At 55.4% G+C, this 25,141-nt stretch carries 24 protein-coding genes; 9 read left to right on the forward strand and 15 right to left on the reverse strand.

All coding sequences use genetic code 11. The features are described from left to right. The first annotated feature begins 72 nt into the window (after positions 1-72). Both gndA and ACPT9Q_RS03125 read left to right on the forward strand, forming a co-directional pair. Entirely contained in the window at positions 73-1,458 is a 1,386-nt protein-coding gene (gndA, locus tag ACPT9Q_RS03120) for an NADP-dependent phosphogluconate dehydrogenase (protein ID WP_427366705.1), read from the forward strand. Then, positions 1,455-2,744 (forward strand): lactate racemase domain-containing protein, encoded by a 1,290-nt coding sequence (locus tag ACPT9Q_RS03125; RefSeq protein WP_427366285.1) that lies wholly within the window; start codon positions 1,455-1,457, stop codon positions 2,742-2,744. Before gndA ends, ACPT9Q_RS03125 begins: the two co-directional genes overlap by 4 nt. On the opposite strand, the gene ACPT9Q_RS03130 is transcribed toward ACPT9Q_RS03125, so the two are convergent. Beyond that, on the reverse strand, positions 2,736-4,301 hold the full coding sequence (locus ACPT9Q_RS03130; protein ID WP_427366286.1) for an AAA family ATPase: 1,566 nt from the start codon (positions 4,299-4,301) through the stop codon (positions 2,736-2,738). The two genes, ACPT9Q_RS03125 and ACPT9Q_RS03130, sit on opposite strands and share 9 nt — an antisense overlap. A gap of 101 nt (positions 4,302-4,402) precedes the next feature. Between ACPT9Q_RS03130 and ACPT9Q_RS03135 the strand changes: the two genes are divergently transcribed. Genes ACPT9Q_RS03135 through ACPT9Q_RS03145 form a run of 3 tightly spaced genes read left to right on the forward strand, consistent with a single transcriptional unit; the run spans position 4,403 to position 7,653 of the window. Continuing rightward, a complete protein-coding gene (locus tag ACPT9Q_RS03135) occupies positions 4,403-6,040 on the forward strand; it encodes a hypothetical protein (protein ID WP_427366287.1) in 1,638 nt (545 codons plus the stop codon). A gap of 27 nt (positions 6,041-6,067) precedes the next feature. Continuing rightward, complete coding sequence (locus tag ACPT9Q_RS03140; RefSeq protein ID WP_017873972.1) at positions 6,068-6,673, forward strand: hypothetical protein; 606 nt, start codon at positions 6,068-6,070, stop codon at positions 6,671-6,673. Positions 6,674-6,690: 17 nt separating this feature from the next. Further along, on the forward strand, positions 6,691-7,653 hold the full coding sequence (locus ACPT9Q_RS03145) for a glycosidase (RefSeq protein WP_427366288.1): 963 nt from the start codon (positions 6,691-6,693) through the stop codon (positions 7,651-7,653). Between the two features lie 50 nt (positions 7,654-7,703). On the opposite strand, the gene ACPT9Q_RS03150 is transcribed toward ACPT9Q_RS03145, so the two are convergent. After that, the gene (locus ACPT9Q_RS03150; RefSeq protein WP_017873970.1) at positions 7,704-8,684 is read right to left on the reverse strand and encodes an aldo/keto reductase; all 981 of its coding nucleotides are present in this window, start codon (positions 8,682-8,684) and stop codon (positions 7,704-7,706) included. 90 nt (positions 8,685-8,774) lie between these two features. Here ACPT9Q_RS03150 and ACPT9Q_RS03155 point away from each other — a divergent pair, with 90 nt between their 5' ends. The 4 genes from ACPT9Q_RS03155 to ACPT9Q_RS03170 all read left to right on the forward strand — a co-directional run bounded on the left by ACPT9Q_RS03155 (position 8,775) and on the right by ACPT9Q_RS03170 (position 10,381). Further along, positions 8,775-9,425, forward strand: a complete 651-nt coding sequence (locus ACPT9Q_RS03155; RefSeq protein ID WP_017873969.1) for an SAM-dependent methyltransferase — start codon at positions 8,775-8,777, stop codon at positions 9,423-9,425. Positions 9,426-9,616: 191 nt separating this feature from the next. Beyond that, positions 9,617-9,823 carry a hypothetical protein gene (locus ACPT9Q_RS03160; protein WP_427366706.1) on the forward strand — a complete coding sequence of 69 codons (207 nt, stop codon included), beginning with the start codon at positions 9,617-9,619 and terminating at the stop codon, positions 9,821-9,823. Then, complete coding sequence (locus tag ACPT9Q_RS03165; RefSeq protein WP_427366707.1) at positions 9,732-10,097, forward strand: glycosyltransferase; 366 nt, start codon at positions 9,732-9,734, stop codon at positions 10,095-10,097. Before ACPT9Q_RS03160 ends, ACPT9Q_RS03165 begins: the two co-directional genes overlap by 92 nt. Positions 10,098-10,129: 32 nt before the next feature. Further along, a complete protein-coding gene (locus ACPT9Q_RS03170) occupies positions 10,130-10,381 on the forward strand; it encodes a hypothetical protein (protein ID WP_427366289.1) in 252 nt (83 codons plus the stop codon). 115 nt (positions 10,382-10,496) lie between these two features. Here the strand turns inward: ACPT9Q_RS03170 and ACPT9Q_RS03175 are convergent, their stop codons facing one another. The 13 genes from ACPT9Q_RS03175 to ACPT9Q_RS03235 all read right to left on the reverse strand — a co-directional run bounded on the left by ACPT9Q_RS03175 (position 10,497) and on the right by ACPT9Q_RS03235 (position 25,113). Next, positions 10,497-11,351 (reverse strand): ABC transporter permease subunit, encoded by an 855-nt coding sequence (locus ACPT9Q_RS03175; RefSeq protein WP_017874335.1) that lies wholly within the window; start codon positions 11,349-11,351, stop codon positions 10,497-10,499. A 12-nt stretch (positions 11,352-11,363) separates the two neighbouring features. After that, positions 11,364-12,227: a carbohydrate ABC transporter permease gene (locus tag ACPT9Q_RS03180; protein ID WP_427366291.1), complete on the reverse strand. Its 864-nt coding sequence runs from the start codon at positions 12,225-12,227 to the stop codon at positions 11,364-11,366. Positions 12,228-12,304: 77 nt separating this feature from the next. Then, complete coding sequence (locus ACPT9Q_RS03185) at positions 12,305-13,921, reverse strand: ABC transporter substrate-binding protein (RefSeq protein WP_427366292.1); 1,617 nt, start codon at positions 13,919-13,921, stop codon at positions 12,305-12,307. 176 nt (positions 13,922-14,097) lie between these two features. Further along, complete coding sequence (gene sfsA, locus ACPT9Q_RS03190; RefSeq protein ID WP_427366293.1) at positions 14,098-15,201, reverse strand: DNA/RNA nuclease SfsA; 1,104 nt, start codon at positions 15,199-15,201, stop codon at positions 14,098-14,100. Positions 15,202-15,203: 2 nt separating this feature from the next. Continuing rightward, the gene (locus ACPT9Q_RS03195; RefSeq protein WP_427366295.1) at positions 15,204-16,529 is read right to left on the reverse strand and encodes a hypothetical protein; all 1,326 of its coding nucleotides are present in this window, start codon (positions 16,527-16,529) and stop codon (positions 15,204-15,206) included. Further along, positions 16,526-17,344: an ABC transporter permease gene (locus ACPT9Q_RS03200; RefSeq protein ID WP_427366296.1), complete on the reverse strand. Its 819-nt coding sequence runs from the start codon at positions 17,342-17,344 to the stop codon at positions 16,526-16,528. Before ACPT9Q_RS03200 ends, ACPT9Q_RS03195 begins: the two co-directional genes overlap by 4 nt. 2 nt (positions 17,345-17,346) lie before the next feature. Continuing rightward, positions 17,347-18,063, reverse strand: coding sequence for a hypothetical protein (locus tag ACPT9Q_RS03205; protein ID WP_427366297.1), 717 nt, complete (start codon positions 18,061-18,063; stop codon positions 17,347-17,349). Continuing rightward, the gene (locus ACPT9Q_RS03210; protein WP_427366299.1) at positions 18,060-19,007 is read right to left on the reverse strand and encodes an ABC transporter ATP-binding protein; all 948 of its coding nucleotides are present in this window, start codon (positions 19,005-19,007) and stop codon (positions 18,060-18,062) included. The genes ACPT9Q_RS03205 and ACPT9Q_RS03210 overlap by 4 nt, the downstream gene beginning before the upstream one ends. A 304-nt stretch (positions 19,008-19,311) precedes the next feature. Then, positions 19,312-20,373: an integrase core domain-containing protein gene (locus tag ACPT9Q_RS03215; protein WP_427366300.1), complete on the reverse strand. Its 1,062-nt coding sequence runs from the start codon at positions 20,371-20,373 to the stop codon at positions 19,312-19,314. 43 nt (positions 20,374-20,416) lie between these two features. After that, positions 20,417-21,190, reverse strand: a complete 774-nt coding sequence (locus tag ACPT9Q_RS03220) for a creatininase family protein (protein WP_427366301.1) — start codon at positions 21,188-21,190, stop codon at positions 20,417-20,419. Further along, positions 21,163-22,581, reverse strand: coding sequence for a trimethylamine methyltransferase family protein (locus ACPT9Q_RS03225; RefSeq protein ID WP_427366303.1), 1,419 nt, complete (start codon positions 22,579-22,581; stop codon positions 21,163-21,165). The genes ACPT9Q_RS03220 and ACPT9Q_RS03225 overlap by 28 nt, the downstream gene beginning before the upstream one ends. Beyond that, entirely contained in the window at positions 22,578-23,669 is a 1,092-nt protein-coding gene (locus ACPT9Q_RS03230) for a Gfo/Idh/MocA family protein (RefSeq protein ID WP_427366305.1), read from the reverse strand. Before ACPT9Q_RS03230 ends, ACPT9Q_RS03225 begins: the two co-directional genes overlap by 4 nt. Positions 23,670-23,721: 52 nt before the next feature. Beyond that, positions 23,722-25,113 carry an ABC transporter substrate-binding protein gene (locus ACPT9Q_RS03235; RefSeq protein ID WP_427366306.1) on the reverse strand — a complete coding sequence of 464 codons (1,392 nt, stop codon included), beginning with the start codon at positions 25,111-25,113 and terminating at the stop codon, positions 23,722-23,724. Between the last annotated feature and the right edge of the window lie 28 nt (positions 25,114-25,141).

Genomic DNA, 25,141 nt, shown 5'->3' on the forward strand with positions numbered 1-25,141 from the left:
TGCGCTATAATAGCGAAAAGGACAGAGGGGGGTGTGGGTGTGAAAGGGACTTGCGCCATTGGTATCATCGGCATGGCCGTCATGGGGCAGAATCTCGCGCTGAACATTGCCCGCAAAGGGTTCCCCGTTGCGGTTTTCAACCGGACCGCAGCAAAAACACAAGAGTTCTTCGAGACCAGGGTGAAAGGGGAATCCATTTATCCAGCGTATGACCTCCGGGAATTCGTGTTTTCCCTTGAGCGACCACGCAAAATCCTCCTTATGGTGAAGGCGGGTGAGGCGGTTGACGAATTCCTGAACGCGCTCTTCCCTCTCCTCGATGAAGGGGACCTCGTCATCGACGGCGGGAACTCCTTCTTCCGGGATACCGACCGGAGAATCGCAGAGGCCGAAAGGCGGGGATTGCTCTACCTCGGCATGGGGATAAGTGGTGGGGAACACGGAGCACTCCACGGTCCCTCGCTCATGCCGGGGGGACACAGAGAGGGTTATGCACTCGTGCAGGATATCCTTGAAAAGGCAGCCGCCCAGGTGGAAGACGGGCCCTGCTGCACCTACCTTGGACCGGGGTCATGCGGACATTTTGTGAAAATGGTCCACAACGGCATTGAGTATGCCTTCATGGGTGCCATTGCTGAAGTGTACGACCTCCTGCGAAAAATCTTTGGACTCCGCGCGCCAGAAATCGCCAGAATTTTCGCCCACTGGAATACGTTGCCGCACCTCAACTCATACCTTGTGGACATCACCGCAAGGGTTCTCGCCTATGAGGACCCGGAAACGAAGACACCTCTTGTGGACCTCATCCTTGATGCCGCCGAGCAGAAAGGAACGGGGAAATGGACTTCCCAGGTGGCGCTTGATTTGGGAATCCCCACTCCCACCATTACCCAATCGGTCGTCGCCCGTAGTCTCTCGTCCTTTAAAAACGAGCGTCTTCAAATTGCCTCCCGCTTCTCCATCTCCCAAAAAACCCTCCCATGGTCTGAGGAAGTCCCTCTCTTTCTCTCTGACGCCCTCTACCTTGCGGAACTTGCAGCATTCTCCGAAGGCTTTCATCTCCTTCAAGAGGCAAGTCGTGTCTTCGCCTACCACCTGAACCTTCCGGAAATCGCCCGCATCTGGAAGGGCGGATGCATCCTGAAGGCGCTACTCCTTGGACGTATCCAGAGCGCCCTTACACTCCACGACGCACCGCTACTTTTCGCCACCGAAGAGTTTCGTAGCGAGGTGCAGGAGAAACTCCCGGCCCTCCGGAAGGTCTGTGCGCTCTCTGCAGAACACGGCATCCCGGTTCCGGTCCTCTCTGCGGCTTTAGCGTACCTTGACGCTTGGCGTTCGGAAAAGCTTCCGGCCAACCTCATCCAGGCCCAGCGGGATTACTTCGGCGCCCACACCTACCGGAGAATTGACCGGGAGGGAACGTTCCACACAGAGTGGGAGGTGACGGCGGGATGATGCTCTTTGCCCTGGGGAACGAGCAGATCACTTTCTCCCCGCAAAAGATGCGCGAGCACTTCCGTGAAGCCCTGGCACGGCACGACTGGCGGGGGAAAAGCATCCTCGTTATCATCCCCGATAATACCCGCACGGCCCCAGTCCGGCTTTTTTTCGAGGCCACTCTCGAGGAGTTAAAGCCCAGGGCAAAGAAACTCGATTTCCTCATCGCCCTGGGGACACACCCCCCCATGACTGATGGAGAGCTCAAGGCGCACCTTGGTGTCACCTTCCAGGAAGCGGCAGAACAGGGGGTTTTCGTGTACAACCACCATTTCCAGAATCCCCAGGAGTTGATCCAGATAGGGACAATCTCTCGCGAGGAGATGCACCACATCTCCCGGGGGCTCATTGCCGAAGAGGTTCCGGTTACCATAAACCGGCGGATTCTGGAGTACGATGAGCTCCTCATCATGGGCCCCGTGTTCCCCCATGAAGTCGTGGGGTTCTCAGGGGGATACAAGTACTTCTTCCCGGGAATCTCCGGACCGGAACTCACGGACAAGTTCCACTGGCTTGCTGCGCTCATCACCAACCCCAAAATCATCGGTACCAAGGATACTCCAGTTCGGGAAGTCCTCAACCGGGCAGCCCAATTCATCCCAAGACCCACTCTTGCCATGTGCCTGGTGATGCGGGAAAAGGACCCCTGTGGGATTTTCTTCGGTGACCCCGAAGAAGCCTGGTCCCAGGCTGCCGATCTCTCAGCCCGGGTGAACATCGTCTATGTCGAGCGGCCCTTCCACACAGTTCTCTCCATTGCCCCCACCATGTACAGTGAGCTCTGGGTTGGGGGGAAATGCATGTACAAGCTCGAGCCTGTTGTGGCTGACGGAGGAACCATCATCATCTACGCCCCCCACATCCAGGAAATCTCTAAAACCCACGGGAAGTACCTCCTTGAAATCGGCTACCATACCCGGGACTTCTTCCTCGCTCACTGGGAGAAGTACCGGCATTACCCCTGGGGGGTACTCGCCCACTCCACCCACGTGAAGGGCATTGGAAGATACGCAAACGGCAGGGAATACCCCCGGATAGAGGTGGTCCTCGCCACAGGCATTCCTGAAGAAGTGTGCCGGAAAATCAACCTCGGGTATCTTGACTTCCGCACTATCGATATTGACGCTTACAGGGGTCGGGAAGAGGAGGGGATTCTCGTCGTCCCCCGAGCTGGAGAAATGCTCTACCGCCTGAAGGACGGAACGGTTCCGGACATCGATAAGCTGCCCCTTCCTTCAGGGTAATCTGGGAGGGGACTCCTCCAGAGGACGAAGGGAGAGAATGCGGTCGACACGGAAGGTCCGTTCTTCTTTTCTCAGAAGACAGAAGGCCCGAAGACCGAGAAACTCCTTTTCCTGAAAACGCATCATCCCCACCTCAAGAGGCAGGACAATCCGGCAGGTTTTCTCGTCGTTGTCCTTGAGGTACACGATTTCCAGGGACTTTTGTGTTTCTTTAGCCTCTTCAAGCAGGCGCACCCGCTCCTCAAGAGGAAAGGTTCTGGCAGAAGCGGCATACTGGTACTCGGTGAGGAAACGGACCACTCTCCAGTCCATGATGATGTCCTTCCGAAGGAGTGGCCGCTTCAGGATGAGACCCTCAAGTGTCCGGCAACGGGAAAGGGCCACGTATACCTGACCGTGAGCAAAAGTCCCGCGGCCAAGGTCAACGACCACCCGGTCGAAGGTCAAACCCTGGCTCTTGTGGATGGTCACCGCCCAGGCAAGCCGCAGAGGATACTGAGTAAAGGAGCCAATGCTCCGCGTCATGATTCGACCTTCTTCCCGGTCATAGTAGAACTCGAACATATCCCACACATGGGGTGTGACCTCCACCTCACTTCCGTCTTCAAGCCGGAGAATGACAACATCATCAGTGCATTCCTGAACCTGCCCGATGGTCCCGTTGACCCACCGCCCGTAGGGGTCATTGGTGAGGAGCATCACCTGGGCACCCTTTTTGAGGCGTAGCACCGGATCTGTGGGGAGATCCGCGGAAGAAAATGCCCCCAGGACCTGTCCTTTGTACACCCACTCTTTCCCTGGAAGTTCCGCCAGCCTCCCCTCATTCACCTCCTGAGCAAGGTCATTCGTGGTGGTGAGGTGAATCACAAACTCCCCCTCCCCGGGAACGTAATCGGGGAAAACGCGGGTGTTCAGAAGGGCCAAATCCTCGTCGGTGGCAGTGTTACTCCGAATGCGGTTTAAGAGTTCGACGAACCTCGGGTCGCTCTGGCGATAGACCTTCTCAAGGACAAGAAGCGTCGGATGGATCTCCCGGAAAGCAAAGGCGCTGAAGAAATAGGGACTCTCGTAGTACTCGGTAAACAGCGCCTGCTCGGCTCGCTTCACCACCGGCGGAAGTTGATAGAGGTCTCCAATAAAGACCATCTGCACACCCCCGAAGGGTGCCGAGGGAGAAGGTCCGTAAACACGGAGAAAGGCATCGATACAGTCCAGAAGGTCTGCCCGTACCATGGAAATTTCGTCAATGACGATGGTGTCGAGCTTCTTGTAAAGACCCGGGTCTTCGGGTTTGACGCGCGGAGCGGTCTCGGGCGTCACATCGGGCCGGAAGCGGAAGAAAGCGTGGATGGTCTGCCCCCGAACGTTCAAGGCGGCGACTCCTGTGGGAGCGAGAACAGCGATGTTCTTCTTCGTGTGGTCCCGAAAATACCAAAGAAGTGTGGACTTCCCCGTCCCTGCCCGGCCGGTGATGAAGACAGACTGGCTTGTCCGCTCAAGGAGCTCCAGAGCCTGGACGAACTCTCTGTTGAGCTCAACCGGTGTTACGGATGACATGACGGAAAGGATTATACCATGGAAAACCCGCTGGGTGCTCTGCTCGTAATACAAAAAGGGGTATGGTACACTGGGAACTGAACCTGGAGAAAGGAGGCCTGATGGTGAAGAAATTGCTACTGCTTGTGGTCCTGTGGCTTGTGTTTTTCTCCTCCCTGGCATCGGGATACGACGTTCTCCTCTGGGGAAACCAGGAGGAACCCGCTCCACCGCAGGAAGAATTCCTCCTTTTAGGAGACCTGGGAGGCCACGGATTTTCCCCAGAAGCCTGGGTGGACCTCCTCCCTCCCCCGGAAAAGGTGGTCATCCTCCCCTCAAAAGAAGACCTCAACCGATCTTCAGAAGTCCTCAACGAACTCTCCCGGAAAGGATACCCTGTCGTTGTTTCTGATGCTCTGGGGCACTTTGTGCATTCCTTCTCGTTCACCGAGAATTACCACACCGCGGTGTTCTTCAACTTCCTCCAGGACACCCCAGCTGCTTCCTTCGACCGTTTCCTCCAGGAACTCCAGGAGAAAAACCCGGACCTTGTCGTTATCTTTGGAACCAGAGGAAACCGGGTGCTCCTTGAGGAGCAATTTGCTCCTTTCAGAGACCGGATACGTTTTTTCGAGCGCGACGGGCTTCCCAGAAACTTCAGAGAGCGAATAACCGTTGAGGAAAAACCGGTGCTGCTCTTCTTCTATTCCTCCCGGTGTCCAGCGTGTCGAGAGCTCAAGGAAAAGGTCACCCCACCAGTTTTTGAGAAATACGCCGACCGCATCAAGGTGGTCTACCTCGATTACACCCTCTCGAAAAACTACGAAAAACTCGTCCTCCTTGAAGAACACTGGAAGGTGGAGGAGAAAACCTCGGTCGAAATCTTCTCCGACGCTGGATATGTAGCAACGGAAGACCCGGAACGAATCACCACCCTCCTCGAAGAGCTCATCGAAAAGACTCTGAAAAGCCCAAGAACCTTGCCCCCTCCTCGGCCCCCGGAGAGGGCCGAGGAGCTCATCTTTTCGCGCTTCCGGGGGTTCACCCCCTGGGTTGTGGCCGGAGCCGGATTCCTTGACGGATTAAACCCCTGTGCTTTTGCGACCATTGTCTTCATGGTAAATCTTCTCTTTGTCCTTGGCCATTCCCGCCAGCGGGTGGTCGAAATCGGCGTCACTTATACTCTGGCCGTGTTCATCACCTATCTCCTCCTTGGGCTTGGCATCTTCCAGGTGTGGCAGACCCTGGCAGCATATCGCATTGTTTCTCGAATCGTGTACGGCGCAATGGCCGGGGTGCTCCTTGTCTTTGCGGTTTTCAGCATCCGGGACGCCATCACCTACAAAAAGGATCGGAAAGAAACCGGAATGACGCTTGGCCTTCCCAAGGGATTGCGGGTGAAAATCAACCAGTACCTTAAAGAGAGTTTCTCCAAACGAAGGCTTTTTGCCGCCGCCATCGTGAGTGGTTTTGCCGTGTCAATCCTTGAAGCCGGTTGTACCGGCCAGGTGTACCTCCCCACCATCATGTACATCGCCAGGGAAATAGCAGACTACCGCCTGAAAGCCATCGGATACCTCGTCTTCTACAACGCCTTCTTCATCATCCCCCTCCTGGCCGTATTCCTCAGCGTTTTCTTCGGTAGCCAGTCGAAGGCCCTGGTGGAATTTGGGAGAAAGAATATCCTCTTCTCGAAGATTGCCCTGGCCTGCCTCTTTGTGGTTTTAAGCATCCTCCTTCTTGAGAGCGCCCTGGCGTGATACAATACCCCAAAAGGAGGGGTATCAGTGCGGAATGGATTCTGGGTTCTTGTGGCGGCTATGGTGTTAGCGGTGGTGCTTGAGGTCTCCTGCGTTTCCCTGGAAGGCGTGACTAAGCTTACCTATCACGTGGAAGTCCAGCAAGAGCAGAACACACAGCAGGGGACGCTCACTGTATCCTTTACTCCCTCAGGAGAAGACTGGAAAATCAGCGTCCACTACAAGTTCGACGGTGAAGAGTTCTCTATGACCTCCACCACTCAGGGGAAAACCAGAGAAGAAGCCCTGTTCTCAACTCTCCTCATGCATCCCTCCCTGGGTGTTCTTCTTGGTCAAATTATGGCCGCTCAGGGCGTGTACCTCCCCCTTGCTGGTGTAATCCAGGGAAAACCTGAAGTGGGACTCCTCTGGCATACCAGAGATGCCGAAGGTCGGGAAATGGAAATCTCGATTCCCTCATCGGAACAGCGCTTTGGCCGGGAGGCTATCTGGATTGTGATGAAAGTCGCAGGAGAAGTAACTGCGCGATTTCTTGTGGAAAAGCAAAGCCTGATTCCCCTGGTGATCGACCTTGCCGAAGACCGGCAAAGGTTTTTCTGTGAAGTGCAGGAAGTCAAGTGGCAGGAAAATTGACGCGGAGGAGGATAATTATGGGGCCGACCTACTACTCTGGACCAAGGCAACTTGTCAAGCGCTATGAGCGTAATCCCATCCTCTCTCCCGAAAAATGGCCCTACCGGGTTAACGCTGTTCTCAACCCGGGAGCTGTGCAATTCCAGGGGAAGACGCTTCTCCTTGTCCGGGTGGAGGACTGCCGGGGATTCTCTCACCTTACGGTGGCCGCAAGTGAAGACGGCAAAGAGCAATGGGAGATCAATTCCTTCCCTTCCCTTGCGGCCGAAGAGCAGTTCGCCGAAGAACAGTGGGGCCTGGAAGACCCCCGGATCGTGTGGCTTGAAGAGGAGAAGTGCTATGCCATAACCTATGTATCCTTCAGCAAGGGTGGCCCCCTCGTTTCCTTAGCGCTGACAGAGGATTTCAAAGAGTTTGTGAAATACGGTCCTCTTTTGCCTCCCGAGGACAAGGATGCCGCCCTTTTTCCGCGCCGCTTCAGAGCAGATGGCGGGAAACGATATGCCCTGATTCACCGCCCTATCATCCGGGGAGAAGCCCACATCTGGATTTCCTTTTCGCCAGACCTCCGGCACTGGGGAGACCACCAGATTCTCCTTCCAGTCCGTCCCGGGTGGTGGGACCAGCACCGGGTGGGCCTCGGTACTCCGCCAGTAGCCACACCCTACGGCTGGCTCATCTTCTACCACGGGGTACGCCATACTGCCTCAGGGAGCCTGTACCGGGTTGGGGCCGCCCTCCTCGACCTCGAGGATCCCCGGAGGGTCCTTTGCCGAACCGAGGAGTGGATTATGAGCCCTCAGGAACCGTATGAGCTTTTGGGAGACGTTCCCGGAGTGGTTTTCCCCACGGGCATCATCATCGACGAGGAGAAGAACGAAATCCGCCTGTACTACGGTGCTGCCGACCACTGTGTTGGTCTGGCTCTCCTCCCCTACCGGGAGTTCCTGGAATACCTGGTGGAGGAGAAAGCCAGCTGAACCGGATGTTCTGCGCTTGCCCAGGGATGGGGTCGACCCCATCCCTGGGACTACCGTTGCAGGTTCCTGAGTTTCTCCTCCCGCTCTTTGAGGAATTCCTCTATCCTTACCACCTCTTCTTCAGGGAGGTCCCAGTCTCCGGCAGGGGCGATTTCCTCAATTTGCGATGGCCGACGAATTCCCACAATGGCCGAGGTCACCTCTTTTCGGCGCAGGACCCAGGCCACGGCAACCTGAGCAGGGGTCTTGCCGTACTTTGCCCCGATGTCTCGCAGCTTCTCGGCAAGCTCAATGTTGAGGGTGAGTTCCGGCTCCTGGAACATGGGGTCGTTGCGGCGGTGGTCATCGGAGGGAAGGCTCGCCACCCACTCTTTCGTCACCTTTCCGGTGAGCAGTCCCTTCTGCATGGGGCTGTACACGATAACCCCGATGTTCTTTTCTGCGCAGTACGGGAGAATGTCCCGCTCGATATCCCGACGGAGCATACTGTAAGGAGGCTGGAGAGAAGCAATGGGATGAATGGAAGCGATTCGCTCCATCTGGACCACACTGAAGTTGGACACCCCAATGTAGCGGACCTTGCCCTCTTTTACCAGACGGCTCATCTCCTCCCAGGCTTCCTCGATGTCCTCATCGGGTATGGGCCAGTGAATCTGGTAAAGGTCAATAACGTCTACTCCCAGGCGGCGAAGGCTTGCCTCAACCTCCCGGCGAATGCTTTCGCGTTTCAGGCAATTGGTAATGTTTCCCCTCTCGTCCCAGACAAGTCCGCACTTTGTGGCAATGATGGGGCGTTTTGCCAGTCCCCGAATCGCCTGTCCCACAACCTCCTCCGAGTGCCCAAGACCATACACCGCTGCAGTGTCAATCCAGTTCACCCCAAGGTCCACTGCTTTGTGAATCGCCTCGATGGATTCCTTATCATCCTGAGGACCCCAGCTGTACCGCCATCCCCCACCACCAAGAGCCCAGGAACCAAAGCCGATGACAGAAAGCTCAAGGTCTGTCCAGCCAAGTTTCCTGTATCGCAACGCCATCACCCCCTTGAAGGAAAACTGAAAGTATTATACTGTAGTTCTGGGATGAGTAACACTCTGAAACCTCAGAGGATGTCCCTGAAGATGCGTCTCTCCATTCTGAAGCGGCGCATGGTCTCATACCTTGCTAACCTCCTCTGGAGGGCATTACTTCCCTTCCTCCCTTGGTTCTTCAACGAGGCCCATTTCGAAGGACTGTACCGTAGAAAACGCGACCCCTGGAATTACACCAAAAGCGCCTATGAGCAGGAAAAGTACCGGAAGACCCTTGAGGTCATCCCCCAGGATGTTCATACCATCCTTGAAGTCGGCACAAGTGAAGGGGTCTTCACCGAACTCCTCCTGCAAAGAGGAAAGAAGGTCTTTGGCATCGACATCTCCCAGACAGCTCTTGAGCGAGCCAGAGCGAGGCTTGAGGTGTACGGCGATCGAGTACGACTTGAGAAGCTTGACATTGTTCGGGATGAGCTGGAGGGCGTCTTCGACCTTATCCTTGCCTCTGAAGTCCTCTACTACCTCGGAGGAAGGAATGTTCTCCTTGCTCTTGAAGAGAAATTCTTCCGGCGCCTGCGCGATGGCGGGTATCTTCTTCTTGTCCACTTCTATCCTTCAGGGAAACTCATCCACGACCTCTTCCTTGAGCGGGGCAGGTTTACCCGCCTCTTTGAAGAGGTGGTGTTCCACCCCGAGCGCGATTACATCATCACGCTCCTGAAAAAAACCGACACTCCTTGATTTCCTTTTTGAGGCGTACTCCGTTCTTTAGAGCTTTCCCCCTCTACTGTTTCTGGGCCCATTAGACCTGCATCGCCCTTCGGGGATTTCAATCTCCCCACCCCCTCCCGAAAGCCCAGAAACTCCGGAGGTTCGCCATTCTCATCCCTGCCCATAACGAGGAAAAAGTCTCGAGGCCACTCCTTGAGAGCCTGAGAGCACAAGAGTACCCAAAAGAACTCTTCGACACCTACGTGGCCTGTGATGCCTGCACCGATAGAACGAAAGACATCGCTCTGCGTCAGGGGGCTTTCGTTCTTGAGCGGAATGACCCACAGCATCCTGGAAAGACGTACAACGTCGGCTGGGCTCTCACCCAGATCTCCCCTTGCCTTTTACGACGCCATAGCCCTCTTTGACGCTGATAACCTCGTGCACTCTGAGTTCCTGGCCAGGATGAACGATTACCCCAAAGTCCATGAAGACGCAGAGGTTGTCCAGGGGTATCTGGAGACTAAAAATCCGGACCATTCCTGGCTCACCAGGATGTACGCCCTGGCGTACTGGTATGCTAACCGGTTCTGGCAGCTTGCCCGGGCAAACTGGGGACTGTCGGCCACTTTGGGAGGTACGGGACCGATATACGGACGTCCTGTATTACCCGTTTGGGTAGAACCTGAAAAGCCTCACTGAAGACCTTGAGTTCAGCGTTCAGGTCGTACTCATTGTCTACCACGGTCCTCGTGGCTCTTGAGACCATCGAGCGGGGAACCCACGGGAATATACCCTTCATCCTGCACCTCTACCTCCGGATTCCGGTAGCCCTCATCCAGAGCGCCTACCAGGTGGTGCTTGGGCCCTCCTTGAAGGAGGGTCGTTTCACCCTCCGGTACCTTCCCTACTTTGCCCTGTACACGGTCTACGGTCTGAGCTGGATACCTATCGTCTTTCTGGGGCTTTTCCTTTCCTGGAACTAGAAACGGTGGGTGAAAACAGAGCACAGTTGCAGCATTTCCATCGGGGAGCTCCTTGAAGAATCCCCCACGTCACGGTGAAAGTGATTCAGCCGGGCCGCCGAAGCGGCCCTTGACATCATCCCTTCACCGCGCCCATGGTGAGACCACGGACGATGTAACGCTGGACGGTGAGAGCAAGAAGGGTTGGTGGAAGGATAGCCAGAAGAAGCCTCGTTGAGACGTACCAGAACTGTACTCCCTGCGTGTGCTCCGTTCCGGCAATGATGATGGTCATCGGGGTCGCGTGCTTGTACGTCAAAACGAGGGCAAAAAGAAACTCGTTCCAGGCAAAGGAAAAACAGATGATAACCGTCGCCACAAGCGCCGGAGCGGCAAGGGGAAGCGCAATCCTCAGAAAGGCTTCAAATCGAGAGCATCCGTCGACAAGAGCGGCTTCCTCGAGTTCCACCGGAAGTTCCCGGAACATGTCCTTCATGATGAGGACCGCAAAAGGCATGGCAAAGGTGGTGTTGACAAGGATCAGTGCCACACGCGTATCGAGGAGCCCAAGGGATTTCATGAGGAGGAAAAAGGGAATAACCGTTGCTGCAGGGGGGAGAAAACGCTGCGAAAGGAACCAGAAAGCCATGCTCTGGTTGCGCCACTTCACATACCTGTACCGGGCAAGCCCGTACCCCGCAAGAGTCCCAAGTGCTACGGCAAGAAGAGAGGCAAAAACGGCAATGATGATACTGTTGGTAATGCCTCGTAAGATTTCCGGACCTCTTTGGGTGAACTCCGTCTGCCAGTTGCTGAGGGTGGGTGTGAACTGGAGCCAGGGAATGCTGCTTAAACGAAAGACATCAGCCGGCTTCTTGAAAGAGGTAATGACCGTCCAGTAGAAAGGGAAAAGCACCCACAGAACGGCAATGACCACAACCACCCAGGTCAGAATCTCCGTGACGACAGACCCTTTCCGTCTTCTGCGCATCGTTGCTCTCCCCTACTCGTAGAGTTCCCGGTATCTCCTGAAGAATAAAAGCCCGATGACCATGGTGATGGCCAGGAGGAAATAGGCCATGGCGCTGGCGTACCCCAGGTCGAAGTTCCGCAACCCTTGCGTATAGATGTAGAAGGTGAGTGTTCGGGTGGCCGTTCCCGGTCCACCACTTGTGAGGCTGAAGGGGATGTCAAAGGCTTTGAAGGCGTCAACCATACGGAGCATGATGACCGTGCCAAGAACCGGAGAAAGCAGGGGCAAGGTAATGTACCGGAAGACGGCCCAGCCTGAAGAGGTATCGATCACCGCAGCTTCGTAAATTTCGTCAGAAATCGACTGAAGCCCCGCAAGGAGGATAATAAAGGCAAAAGGGGTCCACTGCCAGATATCCACAAGGCATATCGCCAGGGTCGCCCAGAGGGGATGAGAGAGCCAGGGGACCTTCCCCATGCCAAGGTACTTTAAAAGGACGTTGATGGGCCCGTTTTCTTCATAAAACATCATGACGCCAAGATACCCCAGGGCAACCGGAGCGGTGAAAAGCGGCATGGTGAGGATAGAACGGAAGGCCCGGAGCCCCTTCATTTTCCGGTTGAACACAATGGCCAGACCAAGTCCTATCGCCGTTGTGGCACAGACGCTAATAAGGACAAGAACCAACGTGAAGCGAAGCGTCCCCCAGAAACGGTAATCCCCAAACATCCGGAGGTAGTTACTCGCTCCAGCGAATCCCACAAGCTTCCCGTAGAGCACCTTGGAGAGGCTCACCCGGAAGGAGTACACCAGGGGAAAAATCGTAAAAGTGAGCACCCAGAAAATTGCAGGGATGACAAAAGCATTCCCTTTTTCTCGCAATCTCCGCCGCATCTTCCACTCTCCCTTCCCAGAACACAAAAGAAGGGGAAGGGACGCCCTCGTCCCTTCCCCTTCTTTTGCTTTGCTCATCACTCGGGCTTGTATCCAATGGCTTCCTGGTAGATCTTCTTCAGGGTGTCTTTGCCATAGCGTTCGACGATGGCCTTCCACTCCTCGGCAATGCGGTTCAGAGCTTCCTCTGGGGAGACCTGGCCAGTCACAGCCTCGGAGAGATGGATGTCGTAGACTTCCCACATCTCTGGAGTTCCAGGAATACGGAGGTAGGTCTGCCGCAGCGGGTACTTGGTCCACATTTCCTCATAAGCGGTGACGAACTGACGAGCATCTTCGGCATCGTACCCGGTTGCCACGTATTCCTCGATTGTTGCTTTCCCACCCGGCTGCAGGAAGTCGTAGCTTGTTCCGGGGTCAACACCGGTCCAGCCCCAGACGACGTTCCAGTGGTTGATCTGCGGTGTGGCCTGCCAGGAGAGGAAGTAGGCGGCGAGCTCCTTGTTCTTGCAGTACTTCGAAATCACGCCGTGCCAGGAAGCGCCCACAGTGTTGGCCACGAAGTTCTTCTTGTTCACCCACTGTTGCGTCTCGAGGTCATAGTACTTGTCGCTTCCAGGAATAGGCGCTACACCGAGCTTACCCTGGATGACAGAACGGTCAGGAAGCTGTGCCAGCGAGCCCACGTCGCCCCAGGACCAGCACATGACGGCCTTGCCCCGCAGGAACGCATCCCACGCCTCACCAAGGCTCCAGCCGAACATCGCGGAAGGTCCGGTCTTGGAGAGCTTGATGAGCATGTTCAGCGCCTCAACAAACCCAGGGGTATTCACGAGGGGCTCCATGGTTTCAGGGTCAAACCAGTACACGTTGTGGTAGCGGGTCACCTTGGCGGGATCATCTCCCGGGGCCGGAGAAACAACGTATGGTGCGGAAAGCGCCATGAAGTGGAAGAAGCCCTGCCCACCGACTTTAAGATGCATGCTGATATCGTAGTCCGGCTCACCGTCACCGTTCCAGTCCTTGCCGTTGAAGAAGTCGCAGATTTCGTAGACCTCTTCCCAGGTCCATGGTGGGGTGGGCATATCCTTGCCTTTCTCTTTCTTGAACTCCTCCTGCCACTTCGGATCGCTCAGGATGTCCCGGCGGTAGTAGATCACCTGGCCATCGTGGTCGTTGTTGAACCCGACGAGTTTGTCACCCCACATGTAGAGTTCCCGGACCGGGAGGGCGATGGATTCAGGCTCCCATTTGGGCATGCGAGGGTCGTTGAAGAATTCCTGAGCAGGGACAATCCAGTCGTTCATGATGTAGTCGCCGTAGAACCAGCTCGGACCGACGATGATGTCGTAGGTGCCGGTACCGGTCATGAGGTCGGTGAAAATCTTTTCCCGGAGTTCTCCGAAGGGAATTTCTACGATGTCGTAGGTAGCACCGGTGAGCTTCTCAAAGTAGGGACGCCAGAAGTACAGAGGACCGGAGATGGCACCACGGGGACCTGCAGAGTACACAGCAATGGTGAGTTTCTGCCCTTTCCAGGCTGGATCGGGATTCCCTTTGTCTGCGGCTTCAAAGGCTGCGTTGGCAGTCTGGATTTCAAGTTCTGATGCACCTTCCTGAGCAAGCGCTCCAAAAACAAACCCCAACACAAAGACCACGGACAACAGCACAACACTTAACCTGCGCCATTCCATCGAGCACATCCCCCCTGAAGAGAAATTTCACAGAAATTCCGCGAAAGAACAGAAAATCCCCTGCAAACTTCCTTGAGAAGAGCTCTCTCCTTTTCCCCTTCTCACCCCCTGAGAATAGGATTTTGACCGCTTTAGATTATAAAGCTTCCTCTTTTCCCAGTCAATGGCCGTGGAGCCTACTTTCTCTCTTGCAGCATTCTGGCAATCCGTCCCATGCGGAAGCGCAAGAGCACTTCAACAAAGGAAGCGCTTTTGAGCGGTGGCTGGGGCAGGAAGAAGAGGTGGCTTTCGCAGGAACAGTCTGAAGCCCCAAAGTGCGGAACGGGCCGGGCTGCCTTTTCGAGTTCCCGGGCAATGGCACATTCCAGGCGTTCCGAACTCCGGACGGGAAATACACGAATGTCCCCAAGGAGAGGGAGAAGCGCATCGATATGCCAGTGGTTTCGTTTCCGCTTCCTGAGATGTCGCCGGATTCTCCCCGAAAGGCCCCGCATGGCCGAACCGACGTAAACGTAGAAACCCTGGGGGAAATCCAGCTCTCCCAGTCTTCCGACGGCAATCCGGCGCGTTTCAGGGAGATACCCCGAAAGCAGGTAACTCCCCTGATCCCTCGCTTCCCTCTCGTAGACCTCCCAGGGGAGATTGAGGATGTGGGAGTACTGGAAATGCCCCCTCATATCCCAGCGCACCGCCACCGCGCGAATGAGGACCCTTTCCCGGGCGACGTAAAGGGTCGAAGCGAACTCGGGATCGGTATGGAAATCGGGGAGAAAGGCAAAAGGCGAGGGAACATGCACCACAAAAAGCACAGCACCTCCGAGGTCCGCCAGAAGCTCCACGTGTTTTCGTCCTCGTACCGTTACAGCATCAGGAAACATGGCCAGGCCGTCGAAAAAGAGGGTACAGGATTTGACCTCAAGAAATATCTTTTCCCTGCCCCGCTTGAGGAGGAAATCCAGGCGAGAGTTCCCAAGGGGGATTTCTGTTCCCACCACTCTGAAACCTGCTAAATCCTCAAGGCACCCCTCTTCAAGGAGTTTTCTCGCTACAGAAGCCGCCGAGGTCGTATGAAGGCATACCACCTCTTCTCCAAGGAGGGCGCCCCATACCCGGGGCATGTCCCCTTTCCCGCGGTCTTCAAGAAGAAGCACCCGTCCAGGCAGGAGAATCTCCCAGAGCCTCCCGGGATTGGGAAGGTGGGCGGGGAATCTCCGCCCACCTTCTTCACAGAGAACCACAAAGCGGTTCAGGCGGTCGACAAAGAGGACTTCCCGGAACACGCTCAGGTTTCAATCCGGGCCCGCCGGGCGATGACGATGCCCGCCCCCACTGCAAGAGGAAGGAAAGCCAGGGGATAGAGATACATGCTATAGGCTTTTCGTAAAAGCCGGATGGTGCGTTCGCTTTTGGGAAGGGGCATTTGGTTCTCAGAAGCCACAGTCTGGATGGTGTAATCGACCTTGGGAAGCTCAGGACCAAGGATAACCTTGTAACTCTCGAAAGTCGGCTTGTACCCACGCTTTTTCAGATCCTCGTCGTAATCCACGATCTCGTACCCGAGCTCAGGACCGGGAATCTGCTTCACAAAATAGGGAGCCCGGGTGACCGTCTTCAGCACCTCTTTCCCCCGACCAAAGAGGAGCGTGGCGTCCTTCACCGGGTCTACGTGCACCCATTTCCAGCGCTCTATCCGACCGATGTTCTGGGGGTCCTGGAGTTTGTTGTGGTAGAGCTCGTTGTACTCCTCCTGAGTGAAGGGGTTGAAGTAGAGCTCGTTTTTGCCCACGGCATGGATAATCCAGGAAGGATCGTCACAGTTCTCGCGCTTCGTCCAGCGGTTTCCAGGGATAATCTCGTAGCCAATGCCCCCCTTTCTTCGGGAGGTGAAGACCACGAGCTTCTTTTCGCTCCCCTCAAGAATGGTCCCATCCTCAAGCCGCACCCGGATTTCGTAGTGCCCGGGAGGGAGGTTGACCACAAAGCCTGTGGCCGGTTCAGAAACGTAGAAGTTCACAAACTCCGGAGGAGAAGGTTCCTTCGGAATGGGAATATCCAGGGGTCCCGTTTCTCCGGCTTCCCTCCGCCGACGGACTTCCTCGAAGAATTTGTTTAAATCCTCCCGGTACTTCCGCATGGCCTCGTAGTACTCCTTGAGTTTGGCGTTGAACTCGTCCATGGCTTTTTTATACCTTTCGTGGGCTGCATCGGCTTCCTCATTGAGGTACATGATGGTCTTCTCCGAAAAGTAGCCCTCGGGGTAATACAGGACGTATTTCTGTTCCTCAAGGGTGGCGATGACCTTCCCACCCTGGAGAATCTCGAGTTTCCCAGGAACAGCTTCATTCAGCGTGCTGAAACCGGCCATGTACCGGCGAGTAATCGGCCAGTAGTAAACGATGGTCTTGCGAGGATTGACGATGCTATTCGTGTTGGCAATGAGATAGATGGTATCCTCGCTCTGGGGAGCAAAGCTCTTGCTGTAGGTAGAGCCGTTGAAGGACGTCAGCGAATACACAAGCTGCTCCCGCACCGGTGGCTGGGCCAGCGCCGTCCATCCAGAGGAAAGGAACACGCCAAGAAGGAGCAGAAAGACCAGCCGGGACTTCATGCCTTCACCCCTTTCTTGCTCATCACGTACACCGAAAGGAACATGAAAATGAAGGAATACAAGAGGGCATACCCGATATTGGCCAGATACAGGAGGGGATTCTCAAGCACCACGCTGTCGAGTCCCCGACTGAGATACGCAAAGGGGGAAATCCAGCTGATACCCCGGAAGACATAGGACATAGCCTGGCGGACGTAGAGCATGGGAACCGAGAGCGATTCCTTCTCAAAGCCGAGGAGAGCGTTGTAGGCAAACTGGATGGCCAGAAAAGCTCCGAGAATCGCCACCAGGGCCAGAACGGAGCTTCGAATCCGCCCGGTGAGTGACGAAACGAAAAGGCCAAAACTCACCACACAGGAGATGAGGAAGATGCTCATGATGAGCGCCTTCACAAGACCCATGGTGAAACCGATATTCGTGAGAACGCTGACGAGGTAGAAGTACAGGGCCGTAAAGCCCAGGGCCACCATGCCAAGGCACAGGTCTTTCAGGTACTTCCCCCAGAGGAAACTTCCCGGCGTCACAGGGCCGTAGAAGAGGACCTCCAAGGTTCCCTGCTCCCGTTCCCGGGAGATGGAAACCCCGGAGAGAATTACAAGGTAGAGCGAGATGATGACCAGAGTGATGTAGAGAGGGTAGTTGAGGGGGTATGCGGAGACGAGGATGTCTTCCTCACCGATGCTATCGAGGAAATTCTTGAGGATGAAGGATGAAACGAAAAAGGAAACAAAGATAGCCACGTAGTAGCCAAGGCTATAGAGGGAGTACAGAAAATCCCGCCTAAAGAGCGTTTTCATAACTCTGAAGGTACGCATGGTCACTCCTCCCTCTTCTGGAGTTCCACGTCCTCAATAAACTCCGTGAAATCCCCCTGGGGCGTGTGCAGGAGAACTTCAAGGAGCCCGTACTTTTCCTTTTCCCGGTCAACCTGGATTTTCTCCCAGGGAATGAGGCCCTTGTTCCGGGCAAGGTACGCCTTGGGGTCCCAGAAAAGCTCTATTGGTCCCTCGTAGATGAGCCGTCCCCTGGAGTAATTCTCCTCGTCTCCTTCCCGGACGTAGAGCTTGCCCTCAAACTGGAGCGGCATCCCCGGGAAATCGGAAATTCCAATGCCCTTCGAATCCTTAAAGCGGATTTCAATCTCAATACCCCTGTCCGTCGGATCGGCAAAGCAGATGATCCCTGCAAGGTCCGGGATCTCCTTCCCCTCCATGGTGAAGTTGAAAACGTTCACCCCGCGCCTGATCTCAAGCTCCTGAGAGAAAGGATAGTAGTACGGCGCCTCAGCCTTAAGAACGTGTTTCCCGGGGGGAATCCTCGTGAGCTGGTATTCTTTACTCCGGAAGAGGATGTCTGACCTCCCATCGATGGTGATGGTGAGCTTGCGCACCACATCTTGAGAGTACAGGTCCACCACCGTTCCCTTGAGAATACCATAGTTGACCTGGGTGGTAAAATAGGCCACCACAAAGAGTACGGCTACGAGCACACCAAGGCCCAAGGCAATAATGCCTCCAGTCCGCAGGCGCCTCATGCGTTTCCCTCCCCCTGGGCGAGTAAGGAGATGTTCTGCTGGGTGATGGTGATGAAGGCTTCCTCAAGACTCATCTCCTTGGTCTTCATAGTGAGGATGAGGAAACCCTTTTCGTAGAGGAAGCGGGAAAGGTCCAGGCGGTAATCCCTCTCGGTTCTGAGGTGTACCTCAAGCCGGTTCCCCTCAACGGTGAATCCCTTGACGAAGGGGAGCTCGGAAAGAGAAGATGCAAGGCTCTCGGCATTTGCTGAAAGCTCGATTTCCATATGGATGGTATCGGTAAGGCGACGCTTGATGTTGTCCATGGTGTCCTCGGCCAAAAGCTTTCCCCGGTTGATGATGGCCACCTTTTTGCAGAGTCTCTCCACCTCAGAAAGGAGGTGAGAGGACACGAAAACCGTTCGTCCTCGCCGGTTCTCCTCCTCGATGAGGTCCCGAATCTGCTTGATGCTTGTGGGATCGAGGTTGGCAACTGGCTCATCAAGGATGAGGAGCTCTGGATCGTGGAGCAGGGCCCGGGCAAAGGCGAGTTTCTGCTGCATTCCCTTGGAGTACGCTCCGAGCTTCTTATTCCGGTCGTTACGCAGGCCCACTGCCTCAAGAAGCTCATCGATACGCCTGCGCACATTCGGAACTTCATACAGTTCCCCGAAGAAAGTAAGGTACTCCTCGGCCGTCATCTCCTTGTAGAAGTACTGGTTCTCCGAAACCACACCAATGCGCCGCTTCACCTCCACATTGTTGGGCCTGAGCTCCTCCCCGAGGAGGAAGACCTTGCCACTTGTGGGAGGAATGAGGCCGAGAATCATCATAATAGTTGTGGTTTTTCCCGCACCGTTTGGTCCCAGGAATCCGTAGATATCCCCCTTCTCCACCCGCAGATTCAGGTCATCCACCGCTTTGAATCCGTTGAACTCCTTGGTGAGATGAACAGTTTGAATCATGAGTCCTCCATCGACCTCCCTTCGGCAGGAAATCCCCTAAGAGGATACTCTGAGAAGAACAGAGGAGTTCCCAGGGAACCCAGCGGGGAAAACCGGAATATCTCTTCAAAGAACGCTTGATTTTTGCCAGGATGCGCAGTATCATCTTCTGCAGCTTGGGTGCACCCGGGGAGTCAGCCAGGTCAAGGGTTCAAGACTCCCCAGGCCCCCCTCCTTAGTGCCGTTTGGGCAAAGCAGCAAAGACTTCCTCTATTTCTATTATAAGCCTTGTACAGGACTCGACAAGCTCTTGTATAGGTCCACATCATGTGGGACACTCAACAAGTCCGGTGTCTCTCAGGTACTCCCAAGGACTCCTGTACCCCAAGCTCCAGTGTGGTCTTTTCCTATTGTACACCTCTTCCGTCCACCTTTTAAGGTGGAACCTCATGGTTGCAAGATCTACTTCATCCTCATAGTGCGCCCAGAACTCCTCCCGGAAGGTCCGGTTGAGCCGTTCCACCATCCCATTGAGCTTGGGAGACCTTGGAGGAAGGACGAAGAGCTTGATACCGTATTCCTTACAGGCCTTCTCAAACTCCCCATAGAATTCACTTCCTCCATCTACCTGAATAGCCCGCACCGGAAAGGGGCACTTCCTGAGGAGTTCCTCGAGGAACACCCTGGCGAGGTTGGCCGTGGCTTGAGAATGGAGGGAGGAATAGGCCCACCTGGAGATAAGATCTCCGGCAGTGAATTGCTTATACACCTTTCCAGGAAGGGGACGGATGTCCAGGGTATCGATGGCGATGAGGTCTCCTGGGGATACCACCTTGTAGTCTCTGGGTTTTCTCTGGGCATGGGGTCTTTGATTCCCCCGTGGGCTTTTTGTCGCAGAAACCCTCCTCGGTTTCTCTCCCTCTTTGAGGAGACCCCGGGTCTTGAGATACCTGAGGATCCTCCCCACGGTGGAGGAAGAAGCGGTGAAACCCTCTCTCCTGAGGAGGACGGTGAGCTTCCCTTTCCCCAGGAAGGGGAATTCCTCCCGGAGTCTTTGAATCCTCTCCACAAGCTCTGGTGTCCACTGGGGCTTCCGGATCTTTTTGGGTCTTCTGGACCTATCCTCAAGGCTTTGGAGGTTTCTGGGGTTGAACTTTTTCTTCCACCGGTAGTATGTACTCCGAGCTATTCCGTACCTCCGGCAAGTGACGGCCACAGGGTGGGTTTTAGCAAAGTCGAGGATTTCAAGGCGAATCCTGGCTTTTTTGGAGAGTCCATGGATTCTAGCGAGCTTAGCAATGGAGCTTCCATGGGGGAAGCTCACCAGGTGCATGGATGCACCAGAATATGCCGATAGACTTTTTGCTCCCTTTGTGCTACTCTTCATGTAGGTGCAGGGCCTCCCTTCTCTTAGGGTTTTCGACACCGAGTTAGGATACAGGGTCCTGCACCTTTTTGTCTACCCTACCTGTTGCAGATCTCTGTGAACCTATCCACTCTTTCAGGAGATTTTTCCCAATTTCCTCGGTGGCGGGAAGAGGGTCTCCCCACACACCACTTGCTGTCACCTTAAAAAGCGACCCGGGATGGGTCAGAAAATACGCCACGTGCACCGGAGATGGCAGGGGAGAGCGAGCGAGGAATTCCTCTTCCATACCATCCCTTCTTACCAGTTCCCCACGTATGGCAAGACAAAGCGCTGTTTCTCCAAGACCGGCATGGAGCCCCCGTCCTCCTTCGGTAAATACCGAGGAAGCCTCGCCCGCAAGTCCCTCCCAGTAGGAAAGGGTATAGGCGATGGTTCCTGGGGGGAAGGAAGGCGCGACTTCCGCCAGGGCATAGGCGATGGCGTAGAGGTTATCGTAGTGACCGTTGAGGAAGACAATCTTCTTCCACCCTCCCCGGGCAAGGGATAGAGCGATGTCCTGGATCACCCGGAGATAGGTTTCAAGAGAAAGCTCAATGGTTCCGGGAAATCCCCGGTGAGGGTACGAAAGACCGAAAAAGAGCGGTGGAGCCACCACCGCATCGCAGTGCTCAGCCACAAGCTTTGCCACCTCAAGGACACAGAAAGTGTCCGTTGCAGTGGGGAGATGTTTCCCGTGCTGTTCAGTGGAACCACAGGGGACAATGACTCTCCCCGAAACCTCCCTCTGCTTCTCAACCTCCCAGGCCGTCATTTCACCCCAGAGCACCCCTGGCATGGCTCACCCTCCCAAGGCAAAAAGCTATCAAGCTGCCGGAGCTTCTCTTCCTCAAGAAGCGGAAGAGGCAGGCAAAATACCTCTTCCAGAAAAGTCCAGATGCGCTCAAGAATTCCCTCCCCTGCACGGAAAGTCCCCCGAAAGCTCAAGGGAGGAACCCAGAGTTCCTCTCGCAACCACCGTACCGTGTGTGGAAGCGGCAGGAAAGAACCTTCTTGTACACCTTCACGTATGGCAGAAAAGGCAAGGGTCTCCTCATCGATGGAGAACCCTCGCACCACGCGCTTACAAAAGCCGATGAGCTCGTTGTCAAGGACAAGCTGCCAGAGACTTCCTCCCTGGTCACTGCCCACAATACCCATGTGCCCAAAAGTTGTGGCTCCGGCAAGCATCCCAAGGATGAGTGTTACACCCTTCTCCCATCCATTCTGCGGATCGAAAGCGCAACTGTCCGTAAGCCCCACATTGACGTACACCGGGAACCCATATGATGCCCCAAGCTCGGCCATGGCCAGACTCAAGAGCCCCTGCTCTGGAGAACCAAAGGAAATCATCCCGGTCCTTGGGTCGATGACATGGGGAATACCCCCATAGCAGATAGGAGTCCCGGGGCGAAGGAGTTCAGCAATCACAACGCCGGAAAGGATTTCGGCATTCTCCTGGGCCAGGGTCCCCGCCAGGGTCACAGGACCTGTGGACCCTGCCTGGACCATGGGCCCAATCATGACCGGAAGCCCTAAAGCCACCGCCTCTTTGAGAATGGCAAGGCCTTCTTGAGGAAAACGCAGAGGGCTTATCGGCTCAAGAAAAGCGAAAAGACGGGGTTCATCCCGGGCTGCCTCTTCACTTCCTGCGCACACTGCGCTCATGGCAAAAACGGAGGCGAAGTTCTCCTTTCGGGAAAACCAGAGGAATACCGGTTTATCGGTTCGGGCAAAAAGTTCCCGGGCCATGTACACTTCTCTTCTCTGGGGAGGGTACTCGGCGGGGAGAAACAGTCCTCCAACCACATCGATGTGGGGAAGGTGATGGGCAAGGTGGATCGCCTGGAGGAAGTCTGCCTTTCTCGGTTCCCGCCGCTTTTCACCATCAAAAAGGGCAAACTGTCCGGGAGAGGAACAGAAAACCATTGCCCCCTGGGCAAAGGCAACTGACCTTTTCCCATCCCGCCCGTACAGGTGGAAGGATTTTCCCGCCTGCGCAATACTTTTCTCCACAAGGGCTGCAGGCAAAAGAACCCGGCCATTTTTCTTTTCCCCACCATGGGCACAGAGCAACGCCATAATCTCTTCGTCAGGAATCAGAACACCAACTTCAGAAAGCATTCGCAGCGATGCCTCATGGAGGCGGGCAATCTCCTGAGCACCAAGAAAGACCGCCTTGGGATTCATAAGCCCCTCAACCAGAGGTCAATGGGCTTGCGGACTCCCCGTGCCTCAAAGGGGAAAGTAATCTTCCTCCCCTCCCCCGCCGAAGCGTAGGCAGCACAGAGAATTTCAAGAACGGCCTTCCCATCCTCTCCCGTCTCTTTTGGTTGCTCCAGACCCAGGACACAGCGGGCAAAGTGTTCCATCTCCTGAGGAAACCCATAATTCCAGATTTCTTCATACACCGTGAAGGTCCACCCCTTCGTCGTCGGGGCTTTCTCCACTGCATATCCGTACCCGTATTCGCTGTAGGTCACGAGGGAAATCCCCATGTGGAGCACGGCATAGGTCACACCGCCCTCGCCGTAAATCTCTGCCCGATCGTCCATCCCACCTCGCTTGGCCCAGCTGTTCTCGATAACGGCGTAGGCGTCGTTTTCGAATTCCACAATGGTGACCGCCTCGTCATCACCCCGAGTTTTCTCCCGATGCACATAGGTCCCAAGGTGGGCATAGACACTTTTCACCTTTGGCTTTCCCAGGATAAACCTGGCGAATTCAATCCCATGGCACCCCATATCCATGAGGACGCCGCCACCGGAACGTTCCACATCCCAGAACCAGTCAGAATGTGGTCCGAAGTGCTTCTCGCTCTGCTTGACGAGGTACACCTTCCCTAAAGCCCCCTCGTCAACGAGCTCCTTGGCCCGGACGTACTTGGGGGTGAAACAGAGTTCCTCGGCGTAGAAGAGAAAAACCCTGTTCTCCCTGCAGGCCTCGATCATCCGGTCAGCTTCCTCAAGGTTCATGCAAAGCGGTTTCTCGCACACCACGTGCTTGCCACTCTGCGCCGCGTCAACAGTCATCTGGGCGTGGAGGTAGTTCGGGGCACAGATGGTGACCATATCGATGTCCTTGTCTTCAAGCATTTTCCGGTAATCGGTGTAGAAGCGAGGAATGCCAAAACGCCTTGCAAAAGCCTCGGCATGTCCTGGCGTTGGGGAAGCAACGGCCACAACTTCTGCAACGTGGGGAATCTTCTGAAAGGCAATGGCGTGGATTTCCGCCTCAAAACGGGAACCGATAATGCCGACCCGAACCCTGTCCGGCATATTCTTCCCTCCCTCAAAAGCAAAGGGGAGGGCAAACACCCTCCCCTTTCTCTTACTGGTTTTTGGGATTATTCGGGCTTGTGTCGAGCACCTGCTGCTGCAGAAGGGCAATGTTGTCCAGGGCTTCCTTGGGGGTCTTCTTCCCAATGTAGGCAAGGTTGAGCTCTCGCTGCTGAATGTCAAGGAGCTCAGCATACTCGGGCCACGTCCAGACATCCCGGGCAATGCCTTCGATGATGGTTCGGATAGAGGCCCACTTCGGTTCGAACTGCTTCTGGTACTCAAGAAGGTCCGTGCGGGCACTGGCGTACCCGGCAGTCGGATCATCGACGAGCATCTTCTCAATCTCGTAGGACTTCAGCCACTGCAGATAGAGCCAGGCCTCCTTTTTGTGCTTCGAGAATGCGTTAATACCGATGCCCTGGGAGCCGAAGGTGGAGGCCCGTCGAATCTGGCCGGTCTGTGGATCCCGGTACCCGGGCATGACAGTGTAGCCCCATTTCCCGGCGGTCTTCGAGAGGGCGGGGTTATCGGCGACATTGGCGAAGCTCACCCAGGTGAACCACATGGCGCATTTATCCTGGGTCGCAGCGTTCATAATCTCATCCACAAACCAGTTGGCCGTGGCCGGGTCAACCACCTTGTGTTTCAGGTTAAAGTCCACAAAGAACTGGAGTGCCTCAACCGCCCGGTCGGAGTTGATGATGCCCTGAGCCGTCCAGGTCTTGGGGTCCCAGAGTTCCGCGCCAAAGGAGAAGTGGAAGGGAAGCCACTGCTGGGTGATGCCGTCACTCAGGCGTGTGGCGTACCAGGCCATGCCGTAACGGTCGATCTTCCCATCACCGTCAAGGTCTACAGTGAGTTTCTTCGCGTACTCCAGCATCTCATCCCAGGTATCGGGGGGACCGGGGATACCGGCCTCTGCGTAGAGGTCCTTGCGGTAGCTGAAAATCAGCCCTCCACAGGTCCAGGGAAGTCCGTAAAGGGGTTTATCGGCGTAGTTCTTCCAGGCCTCTCCAGGAAGCAGGGCATCGTCCCCCAGGGTGGGGAACTTCCCGATGTAGGTGGCAAACCCCTGGATGAAATCTTTCTCGAAGTCGATGGTGCTCTCTGGCGAGAACAGGTACTCCGGAGTGTCAAGGCGCTCCAGACCTCCTGCAAGGACCATCTCTCCAATCCACTGGCTGTCGTACTCGAAAAGGTCGTATTCGTCGCTTCTGCTGTCGATAATCTCCCGAATCTTGTACTCCACAAACTGATATGGAGGGCTTTCAATAACGACTTTGATGCCGGTCTTCTGGGTGAAAATTTCGTTCGCCAGCCGTTGCTCAACCGGTGTCTGCGGCCAGGGAAGGCTCAGAATTCGCAGGGTAACCTCCTCCGCCAACGCCACACTGCTTCCCACAAAGAACACCAGCACAACCCACAAAAGCCACCGCTTCACCTTTCTCGCCTCCTTTTAGCACAACTTT

The organism is Candidatus Caldatribacterium saccharofermentans (assembly GCF_050267035.1).
Taxonomy (GTDB): domain Bacteria; phylum Atribacterota; class Atribacteria; order Atribacterales; family Caldatribacteriaceae; genus Caldatribacterium; species Caldatribacterium saccharofermentans.

Excerpts from the sequence above, each read along its gene's own strand:
- gndA (WP_427366705.1), top strand. The coding sequence starts at position 73 with ATGGCCGTCATGGGGCAGAATCTCGCGCTGAACATTGCCCGCAAAGGG.
- ACPT9Q_RS03125 (WP_427366285.1), top strand. The coding sequence starts at position 1,455 with ATGATGCTCTTTGCCCTGGGGAACGAGCAGATCACTTTCTCCCCGCAA.
- ACPT9Q_RS03130 (WP_427366286.1), bottom strand. The coding sequence starts at position 4,301 with ATGTCATCCGTAACACCGGTTGAGCTCAACAGAGAGTTCGTCCAGGCT.
- ACPT9Q_RS03135 (WP_427366287.1), top strand. The coding sequence starts at position 4,403 with ATGGTGAAGAAATTGCTACTGCTTGTGGTCCTGTGGCTTGTGTTTTTC.
- ACPT9Q_RS03145 (WP_427366288.1), top strand. The coding sequence starts at position 6,691 with ATGGGGCCGACCTACTACTCTGGACCAAGGCAACTTGTCAAGCGCTAT.
- ACPT9Q_RS03155 (WP_017873969.1), top strand. The coding sequence starts at position 8,775 with ATGCGTCTCTCCATTCTGAAGCGGCGCATGGTCTCATACCTTGCTAAC.
- ACPT9Q_RS03165 (WP_427366707.1), top strand. The coding sequence starts at position 9,732 with ATGACCCACAGCATCCTGGAAAGACGTACAACGTCGGCTGGGCTCTCA.
- ACPT9Q_RS03175 (WP_017874335.1), bottom strand. The coding sequence starts at position 11,351 with ATGCGCAGAAGACGGAAAGGGTCTGTCGTCACGGAGATTCTGACCTGG.
- ACPT9Q_RS03180 (WP_427366291.1), bottom strand. The coding sequence starts at position 12,227 with ATGCGGCGGAGATTGCGAGAAAAAGGGAATGCTTTTGTCATCCCTGCA.
- ACPT9Q_RS03185 (WP_427366292.1), bottom strand. The coding sequence starts at position 13,921 with ATGGAATGGCGCAGGTTAAGTGTTGTGCTGTTGTCCGTGGTCTTTGTG.
- ACPT9Q_RS03195 (WP_427366295.1), bottom strand. The coding sequence starts at position 16,529 with ATGAAGTCCCGGCTGGTCTTTCTGCTCCTTCTTGGCGTGTTCCTTTCC.
- ACPT9Q_RS03200 (WP_427366296.1), bottom strand. The coding sequence starts at position 17,344 with ATGCGTACCTTCAGAGTTATGAAAACGCTCTTTAGGCGGGATTTTCTG.
- ACPT9Q_RS03205 (WP_427366297.1), bottom strand. The coding sequence starts at position 18,063 with ATGAGGCGCCTGCGGACTGGAGGCATTATTGCCTTGGGCCTTGGTGTG.
- ACPT9Q_RS03210 (WP_427366299.1), bottom strand. The coding sequence starts at position 19,007 with ATGATTCAAACTGTTCATCTCACCAAGGAGTTCAACGGATTCAAAGCG.
- ACPT9Q_RS03215 (WP_427366300.1), bottom strand. The coding sequence starts at position 20,373 with ATGAAGAGTAGCACAAAGGGAGCAAAAAGTCTATCGGCATATTCTGGT.
- ACPT9Q_RS03220 (WP_427366301.1), bottom strand. The coding sequence starts at position 21,190 with ATGCCAGGGGTGCTCTGGGGTGAAATGACGGCCTGGGAGGTTGAGAAG.
- ACPT9Q_RS03225 (WP_427366303.1), bottom strand. The coding sequence starts at position 22,581 with ATGAATCCCAAGGCGGTCTTTCTTGGTGCTCAGGAGATTGCCCGCCTC.
- ACPT9Q_RS03230 (WP_427366305.1), bottom strand. The coding sequence starts at position 23,669 with ATGCCGGACAGGGTTCGGGTCGGCATTATCGGTTCCCGTTTTGAGGCG.